A 25,434-nucleotide genomic window follows, 5' to 3' on the forward strand; every position below is an offset into this window, starting at 1 on the left:
GGGCAAATATTTGTTTTAACGATAAAAATGAAAACCCGCTTATTTTCGATAAAAAATACAGTTTTGTAAACCCTAGATAGTGTAAAAGAATTTTTGTAAAGGGCAGGTTTTGCTATGAAGGTAATGATTGGGTTGCGGCGCTGATGGCGGCGGTATCCGCGTTGATATGCGCGGAATTCCCCTATATACTTCCACGCTTTGCCATCTTCTTACGGCACAACACATTACATTGCGGAATCACATCAAATGAGCAACGAAACCCGATACTGTTCTTTCTGCGGCAAATCGGAAAATGAAGTAAAAAACCTGATTGAAGGCGATAATGCCTTGATTTGCAACGAGTGTATCGATACCTGCAGCCACATGATCCACAGCGAGGGCGCAGCGGCAGGCGAAACGCACTCCGGCGAAGACCGGCTGCCTACGCCGGCTGAAATCGTCAGCAATTTGAACCAGCACGTTATCGGCCAAGAACAGGCCAAAAAGGTGCTGGCGGTAGCGGTGTACAACCACTACAAACGCCTGCGCCATCCGAAAGAGGGCGATAATGTGGAGTTGGCCAAATCCAACATTCTGCTCATCGGCCCCACCGGCTCGGGCAAAACCCTGCTGGCGCAAAGTTTGGCACGGCGTTTGGATGTGCCGTTTGTTATGGCTGATGCCACCACGCTTACCGAAGCCGGCTATGTGGGCGAAGACGTGGAGCAGATTATTACCAAGCTTTTGGGCAATTGCGATTTTAATGTGGAAAAAGCGCAAAAAGGGATTGTTTATATTGACGAAATCGACAAGATTTCCCGTAAGAGCGACAACCCCTCGATTACCCGCGATGTGTCCGGCGAGGGCGTGCAACAGGCTTTGCTGAAACTGATTGAAGGCACGGTGGCATCCGTGCCACCGCAGGGTGGACGCAAGCACCCGAATCAGGATTTTATTCAGGTGGATACCACCAACATCCTGTTTATCTGCGGCGGTGCATTTGCCGGCTTGGAAAAGGTTATCCGCCAGCGTACGGAAAAGGGCGGTATCGGCTTTGGCGCTTCGGTGCACAGCAAAGACGAAGATGCCGACGTTACTGAGCTGTTTGAAATTGTCGAGCCGGAAGATTTGATTAAATTCGGCCTGATTCCCGAGCTGATCGGCCGTTTGCCTGTGATTGCCACACTGGCCGAGTTGGATGAAGAAGCACTCATCAACATCCTGACCGAGCCGAAAAATGCCTTGGTGAAACAATATCAAACGCTGTTTGAAATGGAAGGGGTGGAGCTGAAGGTGCAGCCGTCTGCCTTGCGCAGTATCGCCAAACTTGCCATGCAGCGCAAAACCGGTGCGCGCGGCCTGCGCTCGATTGTGGAGCGCGCGCTGTTGGAAACCATGTTCCGCTTGCCGGATATTAAAGAGCAAGTGAAAACCGTGGTGATCGACGAAACGGTGATTAACGATAACTGCCAGCCCAAACTCCTTACTGCAGACGGGCAGGAATATCAACTGCCGTAGCAATAGGCATGAGGCTACCTGAAAATATCCATTCAGCTTCAGGTAGCCTCGGTTTTCAGGTAGCCCTATTGGGAAGACGCCATGTGGCACATTGTTTTTATCGGCTATATCTTTGTTACCCTGATGTTTGCCCTCGCGCAGCCATCGTTGGCGCGGATGCTGATTTATTTGGTGGTGTGGACGATTTTGCCCACGCTGTTTGCATTTGGGGTGACTTACTATCCGTTTGCGCAACAAACGCCTCAAACAGGAAGAAAAGCAGGGTAGGGAAGCCTTGCCAAAATAACACTTTTCTCCTATAATCCTACAGCTTTCGTTTTGAAAGCTGTTTCTTTTTTTATCTTAACGTAACGCTCGCATCTTGCACCAAAGGGTGTCTCAGTTTTGAAGTTTTGAGATTCTGTGTGCATTGATGTTTGCTATAACCCTTTGTAAGGAAAATAAATGTCTCAAATTACTATGCGCCAGATGTTGGAAGCAGGTGTTCACTTCGGTCATCAGACCCGTTACTGGAACCCGAAAATGGAACAATACATTTTCGGCGCCCGCAACAAAATCCATATCATAAACTTGGAAAAAACCCTGCCCCTGTTCCAGGAAGCGCAAGACGCCGTTCGCCGTTTGGCTGCCAACAAAGGCACCATCCTGTTTGTCGGCACCAAGCGCCAAGCCCGCGACATCGTGCGCGAAGAAGCCACCCGTGCCGGTATGCCCTATGTGGACCACCGCTGGTTGGGCGGCATGCTGACCAACTACAAAACCGTTAAGCAGTCTATCAAACGCTTGGAAGAAAAAGCTGCCATTCTGGAAAATGCCGAAGCCAGCGGTTACAACAAAAAAGAACTGCTCACCATTCAACGCGAAGTGGAAAAGCTGGAACGCTCACTCGGCGGCATCAAAAACATGAAAGGCCTGCCCGACGCCATTTTCGTGATTGACACCGGCTACCAAAAAGGTACGCTGACCGAAGCAGGCAAACTGGGTATTCCGGTAATCGGCGTGGTGGATACCAATAACGATCCGGAAGGCGTGAAACACGTTATCCCCGGTAACGACGACTCCGCCAAAGCCATCCGCCTGTACTGCCGCGGTATCGCTGATGCCGTATTGGAAGGCAAAAACCAGGCTTTGGTCGAAACCGTAGCCGCTGCACAACAGGCTGCTGCTGACGAAGCCGAATCTGCCTAAGCTGATACCGTATGAGGCTACCTGAAGACACCGTTTCAATAAGCGGACGCCAAATCCGGCCTTTCAGGTAGCCTTCAATTTATCCAAGCGCGGCATCCGGCCGCGTTTCTCAATAAAACAGGAGTAATAATGTCTGCAATTACCGCAAAAATGGTTGCTGATCTGCGTGCCGCCACTGGCTTGGGCATGATGGAATGCAAAAAAGCCCTGGTGGAAGCCGATGGTGACATGGCCAAAGCTGAAGAAATCCTGCGTATTAAATCCGGCGCCAAAGCCAGCAAGCTGGCCGGCCGTACCGCTGCCGAAGGCGTGTTGGCTTATGCCATCGAAGGCAAAGTTGGCGCTTTGGTGGAAGTGAACTGCGAAACCGACTTCGTGGCCAAAGACACCGGCTTCATCGCTTTTGCCCAATCCGTAGCCAAAACTGCTGCTGAGAAAAAACCGGCCACTGTTGAAGCCCTAGCCGAATTGGTGGAAGGCGAGCGCAAAGCCGTGATTGCCAAGTTGGGCGAAAACATTTCTGTACGCCGCTTTGAAATCATCGAAGCTGCCAACAGCCTCACCACCTACATCCACGGTGCTGCCGCTACTGAAGGCGTGCTGGTGGAATACAAAGGCGATGAAACCACTGCCCGCCAAGTTGGCATGCACATCGTGGCCTCCAAGCCGCAATGCATTTCTGCCGAGCAGGTTGATCCCGAAGTGGTGGCTAAAGAGCGCCACATCTACACCGAGCAGGCGATTGCTTCCGGCAAGCCCGCCGAAATCGCTGCCAAAATGGTGGAAGGCCGCGTGAAGAAATTCTTGGCCGAAGTAACGCTGCTGGGCCAACCCTTCGTGATGAACCCTGATCAGACTGTTGAGCAGTTCCTGAAACAACAGGATACAGATATCGTGAACTTCGTCCGCTTCAAAGTGGGCGACGGTATCGAGAAAAAAGAAGTGGATTATGCTGCTGAAGTAGCTGCTGCTGCCAAAGTGTAATTTTGTTTGTATAGAAACAGCCTCTGTTCAGTTGGAATAGAGGCTGTTTTGTATTTTGTGAGAGGCAAGTATTGGGTTTTCAGGTAGCCTTTTAATGTTATAGCTAAAGCAATTCACTGCCTACGGAGCTATGGCTGCAGCCATACAAACAGTGAGCCATAACAATAAAAGATATACGGTAATATAGGCTACCGCCATAGCGAGAGTTCGATTAATCTGTGCTGTCGGTAAACGCTTCTAAAATAGAAACTTATCTTATTATTTACACAATATTTCCACAAACTGATATTGTTATAATATAACTCTAATTTTTTAAATGGAAAATTTGACCATTAGGGAAGAATTAAAGATTATAATGGACTATCCGGAATTCCCTGGATTCTTTCCCAACAACTGATTATTTATCGGTAAACACATTAGGAGAGTCTAATGAGCAAGACCATGAAGGCCATGACCTATTACGGCGAAAACGATGTCCGATTCGAAGATCGCCCGGTTCCCACTATCATTGATCCTACTGATGCTATCATTCGCGTTACCAAAACCACTATTTGCGGTACAGATTTGGGTATCATGAAGGGCAAAAACCCGGAAATCGAAGCAGTTGCCCGCGAAAAAACCGGCAAATGGGAAGGCCGTATCCTCGGCCATGAAGCCATCGGAGTGGTGAAAGAAGTGGGCTCTGCCGTTAAAGACTTCAAAAAAGGCGATAAAGTTATCGTATCCTGCGTGAGCCGCTGCGGCACTTGCGACAATTGCCAGAAACAGCTCTACGCCCACTGCCGCAAAGAAGGCGGCTGGATTATGGGCTACATGATCGACGGCACCCAAGCCGAATATGTGCGCACTCCGTTTGCCGACAATTCGCTCTACCATCTGCCCGAAACCCTCAACACCGATGTGGCCGTATTCCTTTCCGACGCACTGCCCACCGGCCATGAAATCGGCGTGCAATACGGCCAGGTGAAACCTGGTGACGCCATTGCCATTGTCGGCGCCGGCCCCGTGGGCATGGGTTGCCTGCTAACTGCCCAGTTCTACTCTCCGGCCACCATCATCGTGGTGGATATGGACGAAAATCGCCTGGCTATGGCCAAAGAAATGGGTGCTACCCACACCATCAATCCGAACAAGGAAGATGCTGTGGCCAAGATTTTGGAAATCACCGGCGGCCGCGGTGTGGATTGCGCTATGGAAGCAGTAGGTTATTCCGCCACTTGGGATATCTGCCAGAAAGTGGTGAAAGAAGGCGGCCATGTGGCCAACGTGGGCGTACACGGTAAATCCGTGGAATTTGATTTGGCTAAATTGTGGATTAAGAACATCACCGTTACCACCGGCCTGGTAAATGCCAATACCACCGGCATGCTGCTGAAAGCTTGTGAATCCAGCAAGCTGCCGATGGAAAAACTGGCCACCCACCGCTTCAAATTCAGCGAAATGGAAAAGGCCTACGACGTGTTCACACACGCTGCCGACACCAAAGCCATGAAAGTCATCATTGAAGTGTAAGCTGGTTCGCTTACTGAAATGATAAAGAGGCTACCTGAAAGTTTTCAGGTAGCCTTTTGCTGTGCTCAAGCGGGGATGCACCCTGTCAGCAGCATGTAATACTAGGCGAGCCAATGCTGTAGGAAGAAATTATACTTCCCGCTTTTTCCCGCCCGCCTGTTAAGCTAAAATACGCCCCGCCAAATCAAATGAAGGAAACCATAGCATGAACTTAACCGTTATCGATCATCCGCTGATCAAACACAAAATCACCCTGATGCGCAAAGCCAACTGCAACACCTACCAATTCCGCACTTTGGTAAAAGAGTTGGCCCGCTTGATGGCCTACGAAGCCAGCCGCCATCTGGAAACCGAATCGCTTTCTATCGAAGGCTGGTGCGGCCGCATCGAAGGCGAGCAGATTAAAGGCAAAACCGTAACCGTGGTGCCGATTTTGCGTGCCGGCCTGGGCATGCTCGACGGCGTGCTCGACCTGTTGCCCACCGCCAAAATCAGCGTGGTCGGCCTGCAGCGCGACGAAGAAACCCTGCAACCGGTTTCCTATTTCGAGAAACTGGTGAGCAAAATGGACAAGCGCCCGGCCATGATTCTCGACCCGATGCTCGCCACCGGCGGCTCGATGGTGGCCACCATTGATTTGCTGAAGAAAAAAGGCTGCCGCAACATCACCGCCCTGGTGCTGGTGGCCGCACCGGAAGGCGTGAAGCTGGTGAACGATAAGCACCCAGACGTGAAAATCTACACCGCCGCGCTCGACAGCCACCTCAACGAAAACGGCTACATCATCCCCGGCTTGGGCGATGCCGGCGACAAGATTTTCGGCACCAAGCAATCGGCTTGACTGCCCGATGCATTCGCCAACAGGCTACCTGAAAGCCGTGAAAGCACTTTCAGGTAGCCTCTAAACCCATCATCGCATTTCCCGCCCAGGCTACCTGAAAAAGCGGGCAAACCGTTTTCAGGTAGCCTGACTTGCCGCTTGGCAGCTTCCGCCGAACAATAGCCAAAGCAACGATTTTCCTCTGGCAGGCAGCGGGCTGCAGGCAGGAATCGGCGCTTGAGCCATCCCGGAAAACAACGCCATGGTCTCCACTCTCACACTCCTCTCTCTTGCCGCCACCAGCTTTCTCGGCGGCGGCCATTGCGCCGGCATGTGCGGCGGTTTGAGCACAGCCTTTGCCTTGCAGCTGCCGCCACAGGTGGGGTGCGTGAAGCTGATTGTGCTGATGAACCTCGGCCGTATCGGCAGCTACACCTTTATCGGCCTGTACCTGGCCAGGCTCAACGCCTATGTCGCGCAGGTGGAAAAGCTCGGGCAGCTGGTGTGGCGGCTCAATCCGCTCTAAACCGCCTCTTGCCCATCCAAAATACCCCTTGCCTGCTTCGGCGTTGGCCTGCTGTGGGTTGGCTGCCGTGCGGCATGGTATACAGCGCTTCGCTGTATGTGCTGGGCAGCGGCAATGCGGAGGACGGCGCACTGATGATGCTGGCCTTAGGCTTGGGCGTGGCCGAACCCGCTCTGGTGATGAGGCTGTTTGCCAACCAGCTCAAGAGTCTGCGGCAACATCTGCGTTTCAGGCTGGCGGCCGGGTTGAGCGTCAGCCTGTGGGCGGCATGGCAGCTGTGGCAGAGTAGCGATTTGGCTGCAGGCTGGCTGAAAATATAGCTGCTCCATATGCAATGTACTGCGCCGGGTTTGATTTCAGTTTGAAAACAGCTATGGTGAAACAACAGCCGGATAACTGCACTTCTCCAATATCGGGGAACGGTTATCCGGCTGTTTTGTATTCGGCCAGTTTCTAGTAGCGGTTAGCACATAATTAAAGGCTACCTGAAAACTATCTGCTACTGTTTTTCAGGTAGCCGGATGGGCTAGGGGGGCTTATCTCTCGGCATTTATAGTGAACCAAAATAAGAATACTACTACGGTAGCTTGCTTAGCCGCCTGCGGCTAGCTGCCTTATTTTAATCCACGCTATCCTTGCCGCCGCTCCTGAAAAAAACGTTGCAGCAGCTGCGCACTTTCCTCTGCTAACACGCCGCCTTGCACGGCGGTGTGTGGATTGAGCTGTTTGTTGGCAAACAGGTCGAGCACGCTGCCGGCAGCACCGGTTTTCGGCTCGGTAGCCGCGTAAATCAGGCGGCGGATACGCGATTGCATGATGGCGCCGGCGCACATGCTGCACGGCTCGAGGGTCACGTATAGATCGCAGCCGTCCAGCCGGTAGTTGCCTAATCGGCGGCCGGCTTCAGTGAGTGCGGTGATTTCGGCATGGCGGCACACGCTGTGTTCGGCCACGCAGGCATTGGCGCCGCGCCCGATGATTTCTCCCTGGCGTACCACCACCGCGCCTACCGGTACTTCGCCTGCGGCCAAGGCCTGCCCGGCCAATTGCAAAGCCTGCTGCATCCAGTGTTCGCTTTCTTCTCGCGGCGGAAACAGGGCAACCGGGCGGTGGGCACACAGTTTGGTGCGCCACACGGCTTGTTCGGCTTCGTTCAGGTAGCCTTCCCGCCCTTCGGCCAGCAATACCAATTGCCACAGCGTGGATTCGGTAACGGTGAGGCCGCTGGCTTTGAGCAGCAGGAAAGCAGTGGCGGGCGTAATGCGTTGCAGCTCGGCGGTGTCGGCGATGCCCAATTTGAGCAGCGCCTGCCGGGTTTTGGGGGCAAGCGGTGGGGTGGTGAGCGGGGTGGCGTGCATAATGGACGGAAATAATGGCTGAATGGGCAGCATCATAATTGTGTGGCTGCAGTTGAGGCAAGGCAGGAGGCTACCTGAAAAGTAGGGATAAGTTTTCATGTAGCCTTCATTCCCAGTGGCAAGCCTTGCAAGGCCGTTGGCAAATCGGGTAGGATTGGCCGCTTTTCGATGGCCGGCTTTTGCCCGGCATCACTTTGTTTTTCACGCAAACGGCCCAGCGCCGTTTGACATAATATGGATGCTTATGTCTGATTTATTTCACTTTCCCACTTTCGACGAACAATATCCCAATTTGCGCGAACGGGGCATCCGCAAATATGCGGTGGTGTATCTGCGCGACCAAATCCAACGCCTACTGGCGCGGCGGCAATGCGAAGAGTTTACCGCCTTCATCAACCAGCATCCGATGTGGGCACCGATTTTCCAACACAATCCCTATGCCGCCCGCGCCGTGCTGGATACTTATGCCGACAACCGCTTCGGCAAAGATGTGCGATTGCAGGCCGTAATCAACAACTTCACTTTGGCGCAAAGCAAACCTTCCGCTGCCAAGTGGCAAGAGCTGGTGGCACAGAGCACGGTATTGCTCAACCATCCTGCGCCCGAAATCTCCATCAGTTTGAACATCAATCATAAAGACCCGCTGGAGGGCTTCTTTTTGGTAAGCCTGCAAAGCACCGAGCGCAGCCGCATTTACGATGCCGTGTTCAGCTTTATCGCGCCCAACGGCCTGTTAATTACCTCCATCCAAGGCCCGCACAGCAGCGATGCCCCCGAGCTCATCCGCCACACCACCAAGCAGCTGCACGGTGTGCGGCCGATGTTTATGATGGTGAATGTATTCAAGCTGATAACCGCCGAACTCGGCTGCGAGCTCTACGGTATTCCGCACAAAAGCCAGGCCAAATTCCGCTGGAACGACTCCAGCCGCCTGCTGTTCAACTACGATGCCTTCTGGCAGGAAAACCAAGGCAGCCTCGATGCCAACGGCTATTGGCGGCTGCCCACTCAAATCGAGCGCACGCCGCTGGAAGAAGTGCAAAGCAAAAAACGCTCTATGTACCGTAAACGCTATGAAATGCTGGATACGCTGGAGCAGGATATCCGCCGCTTCTTTCGTTAGGAAAGTTGATTGCTAGGCGGCAACAGCGTGCCTGTTGCGTTTCAGGTAGACTTCCAACCGAGGGGAGGCTACCTGAAACCTATCCGCTGCAAAACCAAGCCCTGTATGTTCAGGTAGCCTCTTACGGCCATGAACATACAGGGCTGAATTTATGGGTTTAAACCGTTTTGCCTTTGTATTCGCATAAGTCATACACGATGCATTCGTGGCACAGGGGCTTTTGCGCTTTGCAGGTGTAGCGGCCGTGCAGGATGAGCCAATGGTGGGCGTTGAGCAGGAATTCTTTGGGCACGAAGCGCATGAGTTTGTCTTCCACTTCTCGCACGTTTTTGCCTGGCGCGAGATTCATGCGGTTGGCTACGCGGAAAATATGGGTATCCACGGCCATGGTCGGCTGGCCAAAGGCGGTGTTGAGCACGACGTTGGCGGTTTTGCGGCCAACGCCGGGCAGTGCTTCAAGCGCTTCGCGGGTATCCGGCACTTCACCGCCGTGTTTTTCCAGGAGCAGGCGGCAGGTTTGCATAATGTGTTTGGATTTGGTTTGGTAGAGGCCGATGGTACGGGTGTATTCCATCAGCTTTTCCAGGCCTAAATCGAGGATGGCCTGCGGGGTGTTGGCCACGGGGAAAAGCTTGGCGGTGGCTTTATTCACGCCTTTGTCGGTGGCTTGGGCGGAGAGCAGCACGGCGATGAGCAGCTCGAATGGGCTGTGAAACACCAGCTCGGTGGTGGGATTGGGGTTGGCGTCGTGCAGGCGTTGGAAGATTTCGCGGCGTTTTTGCGGGTTCATGGTTTGGCAGGTAAGGTTTGCAACTTGCTGTATAGTCTTTATAAATATTTTCAGGTAGCCTTGATTGAGGCTACCTGAAACCTTGTGCGCCTGGGCAATGGTCAAGTGCCGCTGCTCACGCGCAATTTTTGGCCGGGGTGCAGTACGCTGTTGCTCAAGTTATTGCTGCGTTTGATGTCGGCCACGGAGGTATTGTAGCGGCGGGCGATGGATTGCAGGGTATCGCCGCTGCGCACGGTGTGGGACACGGTTTGCTGGCGGCCGTTTCTGCCATTGCGATCGTTGGAGGCGCGGTTGTTACGCTCGTTGCCGCGTTCGTTGCGGCTGTTAGGTTTGTTGTCGGCATGGCGGCTGGCAGCCTGTTGATTGCTGCTGGTACTCACGTGCAATACTTGGCCGGTGCGGATGTTGTTGCCGCGCAGGTTGTTGGCACGGCTGAGATCGGCCACGTCTACGTTGTAGCGGCGGGCAATGGAATACAGCGATTCGCCGGACTGCACTTTATGGGTGATGGTTTGTGCGCCGCGGCGGTTGGCCTGCTGCTCTTGTCGGGCAGCGCGGCGTTGGTTGTTGCCGGTGTTGGCGGCCAGCTGGCCGAAGCCGGCATTGTTGGCGCGGCGAACCTCAGCTTGGGCTTGGCGGCGAGTTTCCTGGGCTTCGGTTTGTGCTAAGGAAGCACGCACGGCGGCTGCGGCGCTGCTGCTGCCGGGTTCATTGGCAGGCTTGGTATTATCTGCGCTGCTGTTGCTGGCCAAGGACATCAACGGGTCGGGCTGGGGATTGCTGTTGTCGGCAAGTTCAATGGTTTCAGGTAGCCTGTCGTTTGGGCTGTGGATGTTGTTGGGCGTGGCGGGTTGGTCTACGGATTGGGCAGCTGTTTGGACAACCGTTTGAGCTGGGGCTACCTGAATATCGGGCGAGCTGTTCACGCGGGGTGCGGTCTCGGCGGGATGGGTGCCGTTGGAAGCCAATGCGGTAAAAGTAGCAGGGGCAGTTGGGTTTGGCGCCTGCTGCACGGGGGCATGGACGGGTTCGGGCGGGTTGGCCGGTTGGAGTGAGGCTACCTGAACAGGGATGGGCGGTGTTACAGGCTGGGCAGCCGGTTTGGCAGCGGCCACGATGCTGTTGCGTTCAGCTACGTTCTGGCTGTTACGACGGATGAGGTTGCCCAGTGGGTCGCCGCCGGCGGGTTTGTTGTCGGCAAGCATCTGCACGCCGCGGCCAAGCTGGCTGTTGTTCAGGCTGTTTTTGGCCACGAGAATAGGCAAACCGGCACGGATGGTGTTGCTGCTGAGGCCGTTGGTGCGGCGCAGGTCGGCCACGCTCACGCCGTTGCGGTCGGCGATGTCGCTGAGGGTGGTGGCACCGTCAGAGTGCAGGATGTCGTAGGAGAGCAGGGATTCTTTGGGGGCACTGCGCAGGTTGCGCTCAAAAGCATTGACTGCGCCTACGGGCAAGAGCAGTTTGCGCTGACCGTTTTCGGGCAGGAACACGGGCACTTTGAAGCTGGGGTTGAGCGCTTCGAATTCGGCTTGGCTGATATTGGCCAGACGGGTGATGGCGTTGATATCTATCGGGCTATCGATGCTGATGGCTTCGAAATAGGGCTTGTTTTCGATGTTGGAAAGGTGTAGGCCGAATACTTGCGGGTTACTCACGAGGTTGCGCACGGCCAGAAGCTTGGGCACGTAATTGCGCGTTTCATTGGGCATATTGAGGTTTTCATACACCGGCTCAAGCCCTTGGCTGCGGGCGCGGGCCACGGCGCGGCTCACGTTGCCTTCGCCCCAGTTGTAGGCAGCCAGCGCGAGCGACCAGTCGCCAAACATATTATGCAGATATTGCAGATAGTTCAGTGCTGCGTTGGTGGAGGCGTAGATGTCGTGGCGGCCGTCGTAAATATTGTTTTGCGCCAAACCGTAGTGGCGGCCGGTGGCGGGCATAAACTGCCACAGGCCGGAGGCACCCACGTGAGAACGGGCTTTGGTAACGAATGCGCTCTCAATAAACGGCAACAGGGCGATTTCGGAGGGCATGTTGCGCTTTTCCACTTCGGAGAGAATGTGGTAAAGATAGGGGCGGCTACGCTCCACGGTGCGGTTGAAATAGGCACTGCGGGTGCTGAAGTAGGTTTCGTGGCGGCGCACGATTTCGGGATTGACTTCGCTCATACGGAAGTCTTGCCGCATACGGCTCCACAGATTATTGTGACGGGTTTGGCTGGGGTTACGCAGAATGGCAGCGTTGAGGTTGGTGATGGAGGTGGCAATCTGCTCCGGTGTATAGTTTTGGGCGAGGGCAGAAGCTGGAATTCCCAGGCTTAAAATGGCCAGGGAAAGAAATTTGAATTTACTCATGGCAGAGGAATGAGTCCGTTTGGTTTAACATTATGATTAGCTAAAATTTTTTTGATATTAAGGGCTAGGAGGAAGCCGTGTCAAGCCGCAGCTGAACGTTTTGCCGGCACGGCATGCGTAAAGATAAAATAATAACACGAGAGTGCACCCGAACTCTCATTTTCGGCAGGTTTCTTTGCGCTGTGTTTTGCAAAATTTTGTTTGATAGGTATGATGGCCAGAAGAATGAGGAGGCGGCATGATAGAAGAAAACAGGTTGGCCGAATGGCTGGATAACACTGCTACAGGGGGCTACCTGAAAATGGCGGAGCAGGCGTTTTTTGCCGTGCATACGGATAATTTATATGGTGTTACCGTGACCACCTCGCTCTGCAACTGGGATTGCTGGCCGCATCAGGTGTTGCGGCTGGGGCGGGGTAGGGCGCAGGCAGACGTGGTGTGTGCACTGCCGCAACTGCCGCTGTTGTCGGGTAGCGTGCAGACCTTGCTGTTGCCGCATGGTTTGGAATTGTGTGCGCAGCCGGAAGAATTGCTGCGGGAGTGCTTCCGCATATTGGTGCCCAACGGCAGTTTGGTGCTCAGCGGGTTTAATCCGTATTCGCTGTGGCGCTTCGGGCTACCTGAAAAACAACTCGGCCTGCGCGCCCATGCGCTGCCGCTGCCGAAAGTGCGGCGGATGCTGGCTGAGGCCGGCTTCAGGCCGGATACAGGGCGGTTTATGGCGTATGTGCCGCCGTGGAAAAGCAGTGGGGCGTTGCAGCGGTGGTGGTTTATGGAGTTGGCGGGTAACCGCTGGTGGCCGGCAGCCGCCGCGGCTTATGGTTTGGTGGCAGTGAAAACAGTGTATCCGCTTACCCCGCTGCGCGAAAAGGCCGGCCAACTGCGGAGCGAAGGGTTTTCGCTGCTGCCGGGAAATTGTCGGCAGGGATAGGGGGAGAAAATGGTTGCGTTGCTGTGGGCATTTTAGTATAATTATGTGAATTACCTTGGAAAGGTGGATGAGTGGTTGAAGTCGCACGCCTGGAAAGCGTGTATACGTGAATAGCGTATCGAGGGTTCGAATCCCTTCCTTTCCGCCAGAACATTTTTGTAGAGTACGCGCTTTGCAAATCCAAGAAAAAACAGCCAGCCACACTGCTCGGCTGTTTTTGTATCTGTAGCTAAAGTCCTTCGCTGCCTACGTTGTCAATCTGTTTTGCTGTGTAGCAGTTATGGGAATTTTGCTATAGCTGTACTGTCCACCAGCGGCCGTAAAGGCAATCTGAAAGGAGAATCCTATGCATTTTGATACCGAAGTTATCCACAGTAGCTACAATCCGGACGAGCACAACCGTGCCGTGATGCCACCTATCTACCAAAATAGCATGTTCGCTGTACACACCATTAGCGAAGATATTCCATACCGCTATTCGCGTATGGGTAATCCCACGCGCAAAATTTTGGAAGACACCGTGGCTGAGTTAGAACATGGTTGTGCCGGCTTCGCCTTCGGTAGCGGTATGGCCGGCATTGATGCCGTGTTCCGTACCGTATTGCGCCCCGGCGACACTATCGTAGCCGTGGCCGATATCTACGGCGGTGCCTACGACCTGCTCACTGAAGTGTATGCCCAATGGGGCATAAACGTGATTTTCGCCGACCTCACGCTACCTGAAAATTTAGACAAACTCCTGACCGAATACAAAGTAAAACTCGTTTGGCTCGAAAGCCCCAGCAACCCGCTTCTGCGACTGGTGGATATCTCTTTATTGGCACAAAAAGCCAAAGCCGCCGGCGCCGTGGTGGGTATCGATAATACCTTCGCTACTCCCTATCTGCAAAACCCGCTCGATATGGGCTGTGACATCGTTTTCCATTCCGCCACCAAATACCTCTGTGGCCATTCCGATGTGTTGATGGGTATTGTGGTGGCTAAGGAAGAAGCCCTGGCCAAACGCCTGCAAAGCACCTTGATAAACACCGGCGGTATTGCCGGGCCGATGGACTGCGCACTTGTGTTGCGTGGCATCAAAACTCTCTCCGTGCGCATGAAGCAGCATCTGGTCAACGCTGCCGAACTTGCCCGCCGCTTGGAACAGCACCCCGCTGTGGCCAAAGTGTTCTACCCAGGTCTGCCTAGCCACGAACACCACGAATTAGCCAAACGACAAATGCGCGGCTTCGGCGGCGTGGTGTCGGTATATCTGAAGAAAGATAGCCAAGCCGCTGCCGATTCCGTTATCCGCAACCTCAAACTGCTGCACATGGCCGCCAGCCTCGGCGGCGTGGAAAGCTTGGTGAACCATTCCTTCAGCCAGTCGCACAGCGGCATGAGCCCGGCGGTGAAAGAAAAACTCGGCATCCGCGAAAGCCTGCTGCGCTTCTCCGTGGGCATTGAGGATATTGAAGACATTTGGCGCGACATCGATACTGCATTGAACACCACGCTGTAACGTGCCTGCCAGAATGGTAAACAGGCTACCTGAAAATTGTACTACATGGCATTTCAGGTAGCCTTTAATCTGCCGCCACATTCCCCGAAGCCAGCCCAATCCGCTACAATACGCCCTTTCCCAATAGCGGATTCACTTAAAGTTTTGCCACGGCGTTGGTTCGCTTGGTATCAAAAGCTTGCTAATCCTCTATCTCATTCCGAAAGCCAATATCATGACCATCAAAACCCGTTTCGCCCCCAGCCCCACCGGCTACCTGCATATCGGCGGCGTGCGCACCGCGCTGTATTCATGGGCATTTGCCAGACACCACGGCGGCGAATTCCTGCTGCGCATCGAAGACACCGATTTGGAACGCTCCACCGCCGAATCCGTGCAAATCATCCTCAACGGCATGCACTGGGTAGGCCTGCACGCCGACAATGCCGACAATATTGTTTACCAAACCCAAAACTTCCCGCGCTATAAAGAGTTAATCCAACAACTGCTCGATTCAGGCCATGCCTACCATTGCTATTGCAGCAAAGAAGAATTGGAGCAGATGCGCGAAAAAGCCGAGCGCGAAGGCACGGCCACTTACGACCGCCGCTGGCGACCGGAAGCCGGTAAAACGTTGCCAGAGATTCCCGCAGGGGTAGAGCCCGTTGTTCGCTTCAAAATGCCGACCGACGGCGTAACCCGCTGGAATGATTTGGTAAAAGGCGAAATCAGCATCCCCAATGCTGCGCTCGACGACCTCATCATCGCTCGCGCCGACGGCACGCCCACCTACAACTTCTGCGTGGTAGCCGACGATATGGACATGGGCATCACCCACGTTATCCGTGGCGACGACCATGTAAACAACACGCCGAAACAAATCAATATTTTCAAAGCCCTCGGCGCCACCCCGCCCGAATACGCCCACCTGCCCATGATCCTGAACGAGCAGGGCAAGAAAATTTCCAAACGCAGCGGCGACACCGTGGCGATTACCGAATACGAAGACCTGGGTATTCTGCCCGAAGCCCTGCTCAACTACCTCGCCCGCTTGGGCTGGGCGCACGGCGACGACGAGTTTTTCAATATGGAGCAGTTCGTGCAATGGTTTGAGCTGGAACACGTTTCTTCCTCCGCCAGTCGCATGGATGCAAAAAAACTGTATTGGATCAACGCCGAACACATCAAAGCCACAAGCAACGCCGAACTGGCCAAACTGGTGCTGCTGCGCTTGGAGAAACAAGGGGTTGCAGTTTCAGGTAGCCCCAAGCTGGAAGACGTGTTGGCACTGGTAAAAGATCGTGCCCACGATTTGAACGCACTGGCCGCTGAATGCGCTTATTTCTACCGCAAAGCCGTGCCGTTGGAAGCCGATGTGGCCAAACATTGGGATGGCGAAGCTCCCGCCCGAATGCAGCGTTTCGCCGAAAAACTGGCCGAGCTGACCGAACAGGATTGGACGGCAGAAAACATCCACGCTTTGTTCCCTCCGTTCTGCGAAGCCGAAGGCATCAAAATGGGCAAACTCGGTATGCCGCTGCGCCTGGCGGTGTGCGGCACGGCCAAAACACCCAGTGTGGATGCCGTGCTGGCCTTGATCGGCAAAGAAGAAGTGTTGTGCCGTATCCGCGAGTTGGCTTAAGCCTGCGAAAGGCTACCTGAAAGCAGCTACCCTGTTTCAGGTAGCCTCCATCACATCATGAACCAACTCATCCTCGACTTTCCCGCTGCCCCGCCGAGTTTCGACACCTTCCTCGGCCAAGGCAACCGCGAGCTGTTGCAAGTATTGCGCGGGCAGCGCGAGCCTTTTGTGTATGTGTGGGGGCCGGCCGGCGCCGGCAAAAGTCATTTGCTCCAAGCCTGGGCGGCGCAGGCCGAAGCGGCCGGATTGAGCGCACGCTACCTGAATGCCGCCAATGAGCCGCTGCACGAAGCACCCGCCGAAGGCTGCCATCTCGCCCTCGACCAAATCGACAGCCTCAATGCCGACGGCCAAGCCGAATTGTTTAATTTCTGCAACCATCTCCGCCAAAGCCGGCAGGGCGCGCTCCTGATCGGCGCCAGTGTGCCGCCGCCGCGCCTAGCCGTGCGCGAAGACCTGCGCACCCGCATGGGTTACTGCCTGGTGTATGAAATCAAACCGCTTGGCGACGAAGAAAAAATCGCCGCCTTGGTTGAAGCCGCCCGCCGCCGCCAAATCCGCATTTCGCCCGATATTTTCCGCTACCTGCTGCACCACTGGCGGCGCGACATCGGCAGCCTGATGGCCATGCTCGACGCCCTCGACCGTCACGCCCTCGCCAGCCACCGCCCCATCACGCTGCCCCTGCTCAAACAACTGTTGCAACAGGATATTTAAACCAATGAACCTTGCCATCTTCGACCTCGACCATACCCTCATCAACTGCGACTCAAGTAGCGAATGGAGCAATTTCCTGCACGAAAAAGGCATCTTCAGCGATGCCGATATGCAACGCCACCAAGCGTTCGACCAAGACTACCGTAAAGGCTGCCTCGATCTCGATGCCTATCTTGCCTTCGTCCTGCGCCCGTTGGCCGAATACAGCCGTACCGAGTTGGACGAAATGCACCGCGAGTTCATGCGGCGCATCCGCCCGAACATCACCCAAATGGCCAGAATGCTGGTCAACAGCCACCGCGACGCGGGCGACACCCTGCTCATAATTTCCGCCACCAACGAATTCATCATCACCCCCATCGCCCGCGAATTCGGCATTGAAAACATCATCGGCATCAGCCTCGAAACCGATGCCCAAGGCAACTACACCGGCCGCCCGATAGGCACGCCCAGTTTCCAAGCGGGCAAAGTAACCCGCCTGCACCAATGGCTGGCCGAACGCGGCCAAAGCCAGGCCGACTACGAAAAAGTTTATTTCTACAGCGATTCCCGCAACGACCTGCCGCTCTTGGAACAGGTAAACCAGCCTGTAGCCGTTAATCCCGACCCTGTGCTCACCCTCACCGCCGCACAGCGCGGCTGGCCGATATTGGATTTTGTGTGATAGTGCCAATGGCTTAGCCGCAGTATGAAAAAAGGCTACCTGAAAACCCAAAGCAGGGTTTCAGGTAGCCTTTGATTTGGAGCTATTCCAAACTACTAATCCACTTCCCGTTCGTGCGGCAGGCGGCCGGCCCAATCGCAGGCGAACTGGTAGGCGGTGCGGCCGGAGCGGCTGCCGCGCATCTGCACCCATTGGAGGGCAGCGCGGCGGGCGGTGTCGTCCAGTGGCAGGCCGGCATCGGTCAGCCAGCTTTCGGCCGCGGCGAGGTAGTCTTCTTGGCTGAAAGGGTAGAAGCTGAGCCAAAGGCCGAAGCGGTCGGAGAGGGAGACTTTTTCTTCCACGGCTTCTTGCAGGTGCACTTCGCCGCAGTCACCGGTACGGGCGAGGTTATCGGCCATGTGTTCGGGCATGAGGTGGCGGCGGTTGGAGGTGGCGTACACCAGCACGTTGTCGGCGCGGCGGGAGAGGCCGCCGTCCAGCGCGGTTTTGAGGGCTTTGTAGCTGTCTTCGCCGTCTTCAAAGGAGAGATCGTCGCAGAAAACAATAAATTTTTCGCTGCGCGGGGCGAGCAAATCGAGCAGGGCGGGCAGGCCGGCAAGGTCGTGTTTGTCCACTTCAATCAGGCGCAGGCCACGCTCGGCGTATTCGTGCAGCAGGGCTTTGATGAGCGAGGATTTGCCTGTGCCGCGCGCGCCGGTGAGCAGGGCATTGTTGGCGGGGCGGCTGGCGAGGAATTGCTCAGTGTTGCGCACCAGGCGCTGGGTTTGCGGGCTGATGGCACACAGGCGGGCGAGGGGGAAAGTGTGTGGGCGGGGCAGGGCGGTGAGCAGGCCGCCGTTGCCGTGTTTCTGCCAGCGGAAGGCAAGAGCTTGCCAATCGGGTTCGCGCTGTTCGGGCGGCAGGAGTTGGTCGAGGCGGCGCAGCACGGAGGCGGCTTGCGTGAGGAAGGGTTTGAGTTTCATGATTGGGTTTGGTGGCTGGTTATCAAAGGAAGGAAGGCTACCTGAAAATGTCGGCATGGCACAAGGGGCAGGGCAGTGATAGCCGATTGCTATAGCAATGGAAATTGTCATTTGCCCGCTCTAGCAGTATCATTGCCCATTTTTCAGGGAAGCCGCTATGAGCACCGCATTGATTCAAGATTACCTGCGCACCCAAGGCCTGAAACTGCCGGCAGAGGCGGTGCAGATAGCCATGCTCACCGCCAGCAGCGTGATGGCGGCGGGCAAGGCGGAGATTGAGCCGGAAATCCTGTGGTATCGCGGTGCAGACGGCACATTGGAGCAGCATCTGCCGCGCAACGAAGCGCACCACGCCCGGCTGCGCCAAATCTTTATGGCGCTTGATTCCGCCTACACCGCCAGCCCCTGCCGCAGCGCCGCCGTGTATCTGCTGCACACGCCAGGCAGCCTGCTGCACCTGGTGGCGCAAGGCGAGCCGTTGGAAAAGCTGCTCGCCGTAGAGCAAGACTTAGAAGCCGCGCACACCACCCACCTGGCCACGCGCAGCGCGCAAACCGGTTGGCTGAACCAAATAGACGACGTTGCCCAATGGCTGCAAAACGGCGACCTCGCCGGTAGCCGCCACCGCCCCGGCAGCCAGCTGGCCGTACCGGTATGCGCCGAAAACGGCCGCGTGCTCGGCGTGGTGTATCTCGAGCATGGCCACACCGCCGCCTTCGACGAAGCCGCCCAAAGCATCTGGGGCGGCCTGGCTCTCGCCTTGGCCGAACCGCTCGCCGATTTGTTGCAGCCGGAAGAAGCTGCCGAATAAAGGCTACCTGAAAGTTAAAAACAAGCACTCCACACACACACCAAATAAGCACCATGACCCCGCTAAAATTCATCGCCTCCTGCCGCCTGCCCACCGAATACGGCATCTTCACCATGCACGGCTTCGAAGAGCCAAGCGGCCAAGAACACATCGCCCTGAGCATGGGCAATATCGCCAACGGCGAGCCCGTGCTCTCTCGCATCCACTCCGAATGCCTCACCGGCGACGCCCTGTTTTCGCAAAAATGCGACTGCGGCCCCCAGCTGCAAGCCGCCATGCAGGCCGTACAGAGCGAAGGGCGCGGCGTGATTGTGTATCTGCGCCAAGAAGGGCGCGGCATCGGCCTGATCAATAAAATCCGCGCCTATGCGTTGCAAGACCAAGGCCTCGATACCGTAGAAGCCAACCTCGCCCTCGGCCTGCCCGTAGACGCCCGCGATTTCAGCCTGGCCCAAGCCATCTACCAGCACCTCGGCGTTCACTCCATCCGCCTGCTTACCAATAATCCCGATAAAATCAGCAAGATGGAGCAAAGCGGCATTAAAATCACCGAACGTGTGCCGCTCTTGGTGGGCCAAAACCGCGAGAACACAGGCTACCTGCAAACCAAAGCCGCCAAACTCGGCCATTTGATCGAAAGTTAATTTTTCAGGTAGCCTCCCCCAAAGGCTACCTGAAACCCAAAATCCACCCACAAAAGGCAACTTCCATGACCCTCCGCATCGGACAAGGCTACGACGTCCACCAGCTCGTGCCCGGCCGCCCGCTCATTCTCGGCGGCGTGACTATCCCCTTTGAAAAAGGCCTGCTCGGTCACTCCGACGCCGACGCCTTACTACATGCCATCACCGATGCCCTGCTTGGCGCCGCCGCCTTAGGCGATATCGGCACCCACTTCCCCGACACTGCCGCCGAACATAAAGACGCCGACAGCCGCGCCCTGCTGCGCCAAGCCTACGCAGCCGTGCAGGCTCAAGGCTGGTGCGTAGTGAACGTGGACAGTACCATCATCGCCCAACAGCCCAAACTGCGCCTCCATATCGACGCCATGCGCGCCAACATCGCCGCCGACTTAGGGCTGGCTGAAAACTGCGTCAATATCAAAGGCAAAACCAATGAAAAACTCGGCTACCTCGGCCGCATGGAAGGCATCGAAGCCCAAGCCGTGGTGCTGCTGGAGAAGGTTACTTGAAAGCAAAGCTTCAGCGAAGCTACATAACTCTGTAGGATAGATCAACTGCATCCCGGATATTCTGCTTACTGCTGCCGCCAAACCTGTTGCGAATGGTTGGGAAATCAGCCAAGATTTGCCGATGGGGCACAGTCTTAACGCAGCTGTAAGGGTAGGGTGGCGGCTTATTCGATGCCGCTTTGCCCTGATTGAAACTTAATCCACTATGAACCCCTGCCGCATAGTAGAATAAGGCTACCTGAAACGAAGCTAAGCTTGTCAATCCCGCTAACAGGAGAATCCTATGTCCGCTCAAGACCAACTCAAATGCACCGCCGCCCAAAAAGCCCTCGAATTCGTGCCTGAAAACGCCTATATCGGCATCGGCACCGGCAGCACCGTCAATTTCTTCATAGAAGAGTTGGCCAATAGCGGCATCCGCATTAAAGGTGCTGTTTCCACCTCCAAAGCCACCAGCGAGCTCTTGAAACAACACGGCATTCCCGAAGTATCGCTCACCGAAGCCACCGAGCTGCCCGTGTATATCGACGGCGCCGACGAAGTCAACCACAGCCTGCAAATGATTAAAGGCGGCGGCGGCGCACTCTTGGCCGAAAAAATCGTGGCCAGCGCCGCCGAAAAATTCATCTGCATCGTAGACGAGAGCAAATACGTTTCCCGGCTGGGCAAATTCCCGCTGCCGATCGAAATCATCCCCGCCGCCCGCTCGCTGGTGTCGCGCCAGCTGCTCAAATACGGCGGCAGCCCGCAGCTGCGCTTGAATTTCAACACCGACAGCGGCCACAAAATCATCGATGTGCACAATATGCCCATCAACGAGCCGCTCAAACTGGAAGACGAGCTCAACCGCATCCCGGGCATCGTCGAAAACGGCCTGTTCGCCCGCCATCCCGCCCACGTGCTGATTATCGGCCGTGCAGAAGGTGCGGAAGTGATCAAAATCGGCGGCTGATTGTAGCCGTTTGGCCTGGTCGTGCGGCACAGGCTACCTGAACATGGCAGCCTGCAGTTTGGAGCGCAAACCTAGATAAATGCCCGCACTCCATTGGATATTTCCATATTTCAGGTAGCCTTAAGCGTTCATCAGGCTACCTGAAAACATAAAACTTAAGCGGCGAGATTGTGTATTTGTAGCCAGTTTTATCCGTTGTTTAAACATGAAAAGTTCTACTTAATTAAAATGAATAATATTAAAGTTCACATAATATATATTATGTAAAATTATTATATTGGTATATAGCTTCGGTATTTGTTTATTGCTTTGGTTGTCCATAAATGCGTTTTTAGGAAGCTTCTGATCGGGTGAGCAGCATGGCATCGCCGTAGCTAAAAAAGCGGTATTGTTGCTCGATGGCGTGGCGGTAGGCGGCGCGGATGTGTTCGACGCCGGAAAAGGCGCTCACCAGCATCAGCAGGGTGGATTTGGGCAGATGGAAGTTGGTAATCAGGCCGTCGGCTACCTGAAAACGGTAGCCCGGGGTGATGAAAATATCGGTATCGCCCTTGCCTGCTTGCAGATGGCCGCTTTGGGCGGCGGCTTCCAGGCTGCGCATGGAGGTGGTGCCGACAGCCCATACGCGTTTGCCGTTTGCTTTGGTTTCCGCAATAGTTTCAACGGTTTCGGCAGGAATGCTGTACCACTCTTTGTGCATTTTGTGTTCGGCAATATTTTTGCTGCGCACGGGCTGGAAGGTGCCGGCGCCCACATGCAGGGTAATTTCGGCGCGACGGATGCCATTTGCTTGCAGCCCTGCCAACAATTCGGGGGTGAAGTGCAGGCCAGCGGTGGGTGCGGCAATGGCGCCTTGGTGTTTGGCGTAAACGGTTTGGTATCGTTCGTCGTCGGCTGCATCGGCGGCACGCTCGATATAGGGAGGCAGTGGCAGGCGGCCGGTTTGTTCGAGGATTTGGTATACGTTGAGGCTACCTGAAAACCGAAGCTTAAAAAGCTCGCCTTCGCGTTCTTCCATTTGCGCCTGAATGCTGCCGTCAAATTCTAACAAGCTGCCGGGCTTGGGCGACTTGGAGGAACGGATGTGCGCCAGGGCGCAGTGTTTGTCCAATACACGTTCAATCAAAGCTTCAATACGCCCGCCGCTCGCTTTATGCCCGAACAGGCGGGCTTTCATCACTTTGGTGTTGTTGAACACAAGTAGGTCGCCGACTTCGAGCAGGTTGGGCAGCTCGGCAAACAGGCGGTCGCATAGGGATCGGCCGGGGCGGGCATCGAGCAGTCGGCTGCTGCCGCGCTGTTCGGGCGGCTGCTGGGCAATAAGGTGTTCGGGCAGGTGAAAATCGAAATCGGCAAGCTGCATGGCGCAGTAGGCAGTCGGAGAAAAGCGGGCATTATATAACCTTTTTGCTTGGGTGTTGGGGGTTTGCATTTTCAGGTAGCCTCATACTGGCAAAGGCTACCTGAAAAATCGGCAAGCATTTTAAACAAATATTTTCAGATTGCCCTTCGCCACCTCTGAAAAAATCGGCTAAAACCCTTGCCAGACGGGCATAAAGCAGCTACCTTTCGTTTGATTTCCTATTGCGTACGGTATTTCGATGAGCAAACAGCTGTATTCCGGCAAAATTTGGAGCAAACTCTGGCTGAAAGCGCTGCTTTTCGGCCTGGTTTTGTTGGCATTGTGGCTAGGCGCATCATTCGGGTTGAGCCGATTGTTCAGTGAAGCCCGCATCCGCCAAACCGCCAATCAAATGCTTGCCGCACAAGGCCAGCAGCTGAATTTTGATGGCCGCCAAATCGAACGCGGCTGGTTCCCCTACCCTTATGTGGTGCTGCGCCAAGTGGGATTAAGCCGCACACAGGAAAGCGGTCAAACGATGGATGCCGAATCCGTGAGGCTTTCCTTCGGTTGGTCGGCCTTGTGGGGCGATGTGTCTATCCACAGCCTGTCCCTACAACATGCTAGCATCAGCGCGCGTCAGCTGGAAAGCGGGCAGTGGGAAGTGGCTGGATTCACCGCTAATCAAGCAACAAGCAGCACCCTGCCCCGCCGTATCGAACTTGATGATTGTTCCCTGCGCCTGCAGTACGGCGAACAAAAACAAACCATGCGTCAAGTATCCGGCTTTATCGATCGTGTCGATGAGAACTTCAGCCTCTCTGCCAGCCTGTTTGCCCCGCAGGAATACAGGATACAGGCCTCCGGCGCCTATAGCGGCAGCCACTTTGAACAACTACAAGCCAATCTTGCCGGCTTCCTGCCCAACGGCCAGCCCTTCACCGCCGCCTGGCAAGGCAATGCCAACTATACCGCCGAGCAAAGCCGTCTCAATACCAAAGACGGCCAGCTCAGCATCCAAGTTCCTGCCTGGTCGCTTAATATTGATGGCAATACCCGCAACTGGCAATTCTCCCCCGACAGCGTCGTTTTGCCTGAAACCCACATTGTCTTCAACGTCGACTCAGAAAATGGTCAATCCTCGGCTGAAACCGTGCGGCATAGCGGCAGCGGCAGCATCAACAAAGTTTCCTATCAAAACCGCACATTAGCAATCGCTGGTTTCCAACTCAGTGGTACAGTGGAATACGAGCAAGGCAGCAGCGGCTACAGCGCCAACGGCCGCCTCCAAGCACAGCCCGGACATTTTCAAATCGACAACCTCTACCTCAGCACCCGCCACAACGCCGCACCCGGCAGCATGCCCTATCTCTCCGGTCAATGGCATGGCCAAGCCGCCGGCAATAGCCAAAACTGGAAAGCAGAGCTGCGAGGCAGCCTTGATAACAACGAAGGCTACCTGAAAATTTCCGGTAGCCTCAACGATCAAGGCCACAACATCGAAGCGACTCTCAATCTGAGTAAACTTTCACTCAGCAGCTATCTCGAAACCAAACGCCCTGCCCCTGCCGCCGAAAACACCGCAGCCCCTTTGTGGCTGCAATACTGGCCACGCGCCCTGCGTCATCGCCAAATTCAGCTTACCCTCGATATTGGCACGCTTGAAAGCTCCGGCCTGCAAATCCAAAACTTCCACAGTACCCTGCACCTTGATGCCGACAAGCTCGAAGCCCAAACTATCAAAATGCAGATGTATGATGGCAATGCCGAGGGCAGTGCCGTGCTACACCACGGCAGCCGGCCAAAATGGGAAACCTCTATCCAATTCAACAATATCCAAATCAAACCCCTGCTGCAAGATGCCTTTCGCTTCAACCACCTCAGCGGGCGCGGTAACGCATCCTTCCGCCTGGGTGCAGAAGGCCTCAAACGCAGCGAATGGCACACCACCCTTGCCGGACAAGGCAAAATCGTGCTCGACAATGGTGCGTGGCAAGGCATCAACCTTGGCAAGCTCCTCAGCAAGCCCGACAACCTACCCGCCCAAAACCTGATCCGCTACAACGCCGAGAGCAACACCCCCTTCCGCCATTTCAGCATCGAAGCCAGCGTGGAAAACGGTATTGGCACCACGCCCAGCCTCAGCCTGCAAAGCGACAGCCTCAACCTCAGCGGCCAAGGCAGCTTCGACATTCGAGCCACCACCCTCAACTACGCCGTGCTCGCCAGTGTCGGCCAAGATCTCTGGCTGCCGTTAAAAATCAACGGCAGCATCAGCCGCCCCAACTTTGCCCTCGACTACCAACGCATCACTGGCAACCTGCAAAGCCCCGAACAAAAACAACGTGCCCTGCAAAATGTACTGCAACAGCAATGGCAGTGGATACAGAAACTGCCTGAAAATCAACAGCAATAGCTGTCTGCGTATCTCCAGGCCGCCTGCTTTGTTGGCAACAATTTTCAGGTAGCCTCAACCAGCCAAACAAAGGCTACCTGAAAGCATAAGCTTTAACGAAGTTAAAACCTGCGGCGCGATTTTTCAGGTAGCCTTTTACTGGAAGCGAATTGAATTGCACAAAACAGCCT

General features: G+C 55.2%; 21 protein-coding genes, 1 tRNA gene and 2 pseudogenes. 19 read left to right on the forward strand and 5 right to left on the reverse strand.

The features are described 5' to 3' along the window. Positions 1-246: 246 nt before the first annotated feature. From clpX to A7P96_RS08430, 7 genes and pseudogenes are all read left to right on the forward strand, one after another. Positions 247-1,497: an ATP-dependent Clp protease ATP-binding subunit ClpX gene (clpX, locus tag A7P96_RS08400; RefSeq protein ID WP_064104861.1), complete on the forward strand. Its 1,251-nt coding sequence runs from the start codon at positions 247-249 to the stop codon at positions 1,495-1,497. Positions 1,498-1,578: 81 nt separating this feature from the next. After that, positions 1,579-1,783 (forward strand): annotated as a pseudogene (locus A7P96_RS08405) (hypothetical protein). Positions 1,784-1,941: 158 nt separating this feature from the next. After that, positions 1,942-2,685, forward strand: coding sequence for a 30S ribosomal protein S2 (rpsB, locus tag A7P96_RS08410; protein ID WP_067526237.1), 744 nt, complete (start codon positions 1,942-1,944; stop codon positions 2,683-2,685). A gap of 129 nt (positions 2,686-2,814) precedes the next feature. After that, positions 2,815-3,669, forward strand: coding sequence for a translation elongation factor Ts (tsf, locus tag A7P96_RS08415; RefSeq protein WP_067526239.1), 855 nt, complete (start codon positions 2,815-2,817; stop codon positions 3,667-3,669). A gap of 441 nt (positions 3,670-4,110) precedes the next feature. Then, positions 4,111-5,181, forward strand: coding sequence for a zinc-dependent alcohol dehydrogenase family protein (locus tag A7P96_RS08420; RefSeq protein WP_197476468.1), 1,071 nt, complete (start codon positions 4,111-4,113; stop codon positions 5,179-5,181). A 205-nt stretch (positions 5,182-5,386) separates the two neighbouring features. Continuing rightward, entirely contained in the window at positions 5,387-6,022 is a 636-nt protein-coding gene (gene upp, locus A7P96_RS08425; protein WP_067526242.1) for a uracil phosphoribosyltransferase, read from the forward strand. Between the two features lie 241 nt (positions 6,023-6,263). After that, positions 6,264-6,847: pseudogene (locus A7P96_RS08430) on the forward strand (sulfite exporter TauE/SafE family protein). A gap of 309 nt (positions 6,848-7,156) precedes the next feature. Here the strand turns inward: A7P96_RS08430 and tadA are convergent. Then, positions 7,157-7,885: a tRNA adenosine(34) deaminase TadA gene (gene tadA / locus A7P96_RS08435; RefSeq protein ID WP_067526383.1), complete on the reverse strand. Its 729-nt coding sequence runs from the start codon at positions 7,883-7,885 to the stop codon at positions 7,157-7,159. A gap of 244 nt (positions 7,886-8,129) precedes the next feature. Between tadA and A7P96_RS08440 the strand changes: the two genes are divergently transcribed. Further along, positions 8,130-9,008, forward strand: coding sequence for a DUF535 family protein (locus tag A7P96_RS08440; RefSeq protein WP_067526243.1), 879 nt, complete (start codon positions 8,130-8,132; stop codon positions 9,006-9,008). A 157-nt stretch (positions 9,009-9,165) separates the two neighbouring features. On the opposite strand, the gene nth is transcribed toward A7P96_RS08440, so the two are convergent. Then, complete coding sequence (nth, locus tag A7P96_RS08445; protein WP_064090146.1) at positions 9,166-9,798, reverse strand: endonuclease III; 633 nt, start codon at positions 9,796-9,798, stop codon at positions 9,166-9,168. A 101-nt stretch (positions 9,799-9,899) separates the two neighbouring features. After that, positions 9,900-12,155 (reverse strand): LysM peptidoglycan-binding domain-containing protein, encoded by a 2,256-nt coding sequence (locus A7P96_RS08450; RefSeq protein WP_067526244.1) that lies wholly within the window; start codon positions 12,153-12,155, stop codon positions 9,900-9,902. A gap of 238 nt (positions 12,156-12,393) precedes the next feature. Between A7P96_RS08450 and A7P96_RS08455 the strand changes: the two genes are divergently transcribed. The 6 genes from A7P96_RS08455 to A7P96_RS08480 all read left to right on the forward strand — a co-directional run bounded on the left by A7P96_RS08455 (position 12,394) and on the right by A7P96_RS08480 (position 17,589). Beyond that, a complete protein-coding gene (locus A7P96_RS08455; RefSeq protein WP_067526246.1) occupies positions 12,394-13,086 on the forward strand; it encodes a class I SAM-dependent methyltransferase in 693 nt (230 codons plus the stop codon). Positions 13,087-13,143: 57 nt separating this feature from the next. Next, positions 13,144-13,234, forward strand: a tRNA-Ser gene (locus A7P96_RS08460). A 198-nt stretch (positions 13,235-13,432) separates the two neighbouring features. Continuing rightward, complete coding sequence (locus tag A7P96_RS08465; RefSeq protein ID WP_067526248.1) at positions 13,433-14,587, forward strand: PLP-dependent aspartate aminotransferase family protein; 1,155 nt, start codon at positions 13,433-13,435, stop codon at positions 14,585-14,587. Between the two features lie 214 nt (positions 14,588-14,801). Further along, positions 14,802-16,208 (forward strand): glutamate--tRNA ligase, encoded by a 1,407-nt coding sequence (gene gltX, locus A7P96_RS08470; protein WP_067526253.1) that lies wholly within the window; start codon positions 14,802-14,804, stop codon positions 16,206-16,208. 57 nt (positions 16,209-16,265) lie between these two features. Continuing rightward, the gene (gene hda, locus A7P96_RS08475) at positions 16,266-16,925 is read left to right on the forward strand and encodes a DnaA regulatory inactivator Hda (RefSeq protein WP_067526256.1); all 660 of its coding nucleotides are present in this window, start codon (positions 16,266-16,268) and stop codon (positions 16,923-16,925) included. 4 nt (positions 16,926-16,929) lie between these two features. Beyond that, on the forward strand, positions 16,930-17,589 hold the full coding sequence (locus A7P96_RS08480) for an HAD family phosphatase (protein ID WP_067526258.1): 660 nt from the start codon (positions 16,930-16,932) through the stop codon (positions 17,587-17,589). Positions 17,590-17,684: 95 nt separating this feature from the next. Here A7P96_RS08480 and A7P96_RS08485 read toward each other — a convergent pair whose 3' ends face one another. Beyond that, complete coding sequence (locus A7P96_RS08485) at positions 17,685-18,551, reverse strand: ATP-binding protein (protein WP_067526260.1); 867 nt, start codon at positions 18,549-18,551, stop codon at positions 17,685-17,687. Positions 18,552-18,708: 157 nt separating this feature from the next. Between A7P96_RS08485 and A7P96_RS08490 the strand changes: the two genes are divergently transcribed. From A7P96_RS08490 to rpiA, 4 genes are all read left to right on the forward strand, one after another. Beyond that, positions 18,709-19,362 carry a GAF domain-containing protein gene (locus A7P96_RS08490; RefSeq protein ID WP_067526262.1) on the forward strand — a complete coding sequence of 218 codons (654 nt, stop codon included), beginning with the start codon at positions 18,709-18,711 and terminating at the stop codon, positions 19,360-19,362. A 53-nt stretch (positions 19,363-19,415) separates the two neighbouring features. After that, positions 19,416-20,006 carry a GTP cyclohydrolase II gene (gene ribA, locus A7P96_RS08495; protein ID WP_067526264.1) on the forward strand — a complete coding sequence of 197 codons (591 nt, stop codon included), beginning with the start codon at positions 19,416-19,418 and terminating at the stop codon, positions 20,004-20,006. Positions 20,007-20,071: 65 nt separating this feature from the next. Next, a complete protein-coding gene (ispF, locus tag A7P96_RS08500) occupies positions 20,072-20,554 on the forward strand; it encodes a 2-C-methyl-D-erythritol 2,4-cyclodiphosphate synthase (RefSeq protein ID WP_067526266.1) in 483 nt (160 codons plus the stop codon). A 283-nt stretch (positions 20,555-20,837) separates the two neighbouring features. Beyond that, on the forward strand, positions 20,838-21,506 hold the full coding sequence (gene rpiA / locus A7P96_RS08505) for a ribose-5-phosphate isomerase RpiA (protein ID WP_067526268.1): 669 nt from the start codon (positions 20,838-20,840) through the stop codon (positions 21,504-21,506). 331 nt (positions 21,507-21,837) lie between these two features. Here the strand turns inward: rpiA and queA are convergent, their stop codons facing one another. Further along, positions 21,838-22,869, reverse strand: coding sequence for a tRNA preQ1(34) S-adenosylmethionine ribosyltransferase-isomerase QueA (gene queA / locus A7P96_RS08510; RefSeq protein WP_067526384.1), 1,032 nt, complete (start codon positions 22,867-22,869; stop codon positions 21,838-21,840). A 238-nt stretch (positions 22,870-23,107) separates the two neighbouring features. Between queA and A7P96_RS08515 the strand changes: the two genes are divergently transcribed. Then, positions 23,108-25,264: an AsmA family protein gene (locus A7P96_RS08515; protein WP_067526270.1), complete on the forward strand. Its 2,157-nt coding sequence runs from the start codon at positions 23,108-23,110 to the stop codon at positions 25,262-25,264. Positions 25,265-25,434 lie beyond the last annotated feature (170 nt).

It is taken from the genome of Eikenella sp. NML03-A-027 (assembly GCF_001648395.1).
Lineage (GTDB): Bacteria > Pseudomonadota > Gammaproteobacteria > Burkholderiales > Neisseriaceae > Eikenella > Eikenella exigua.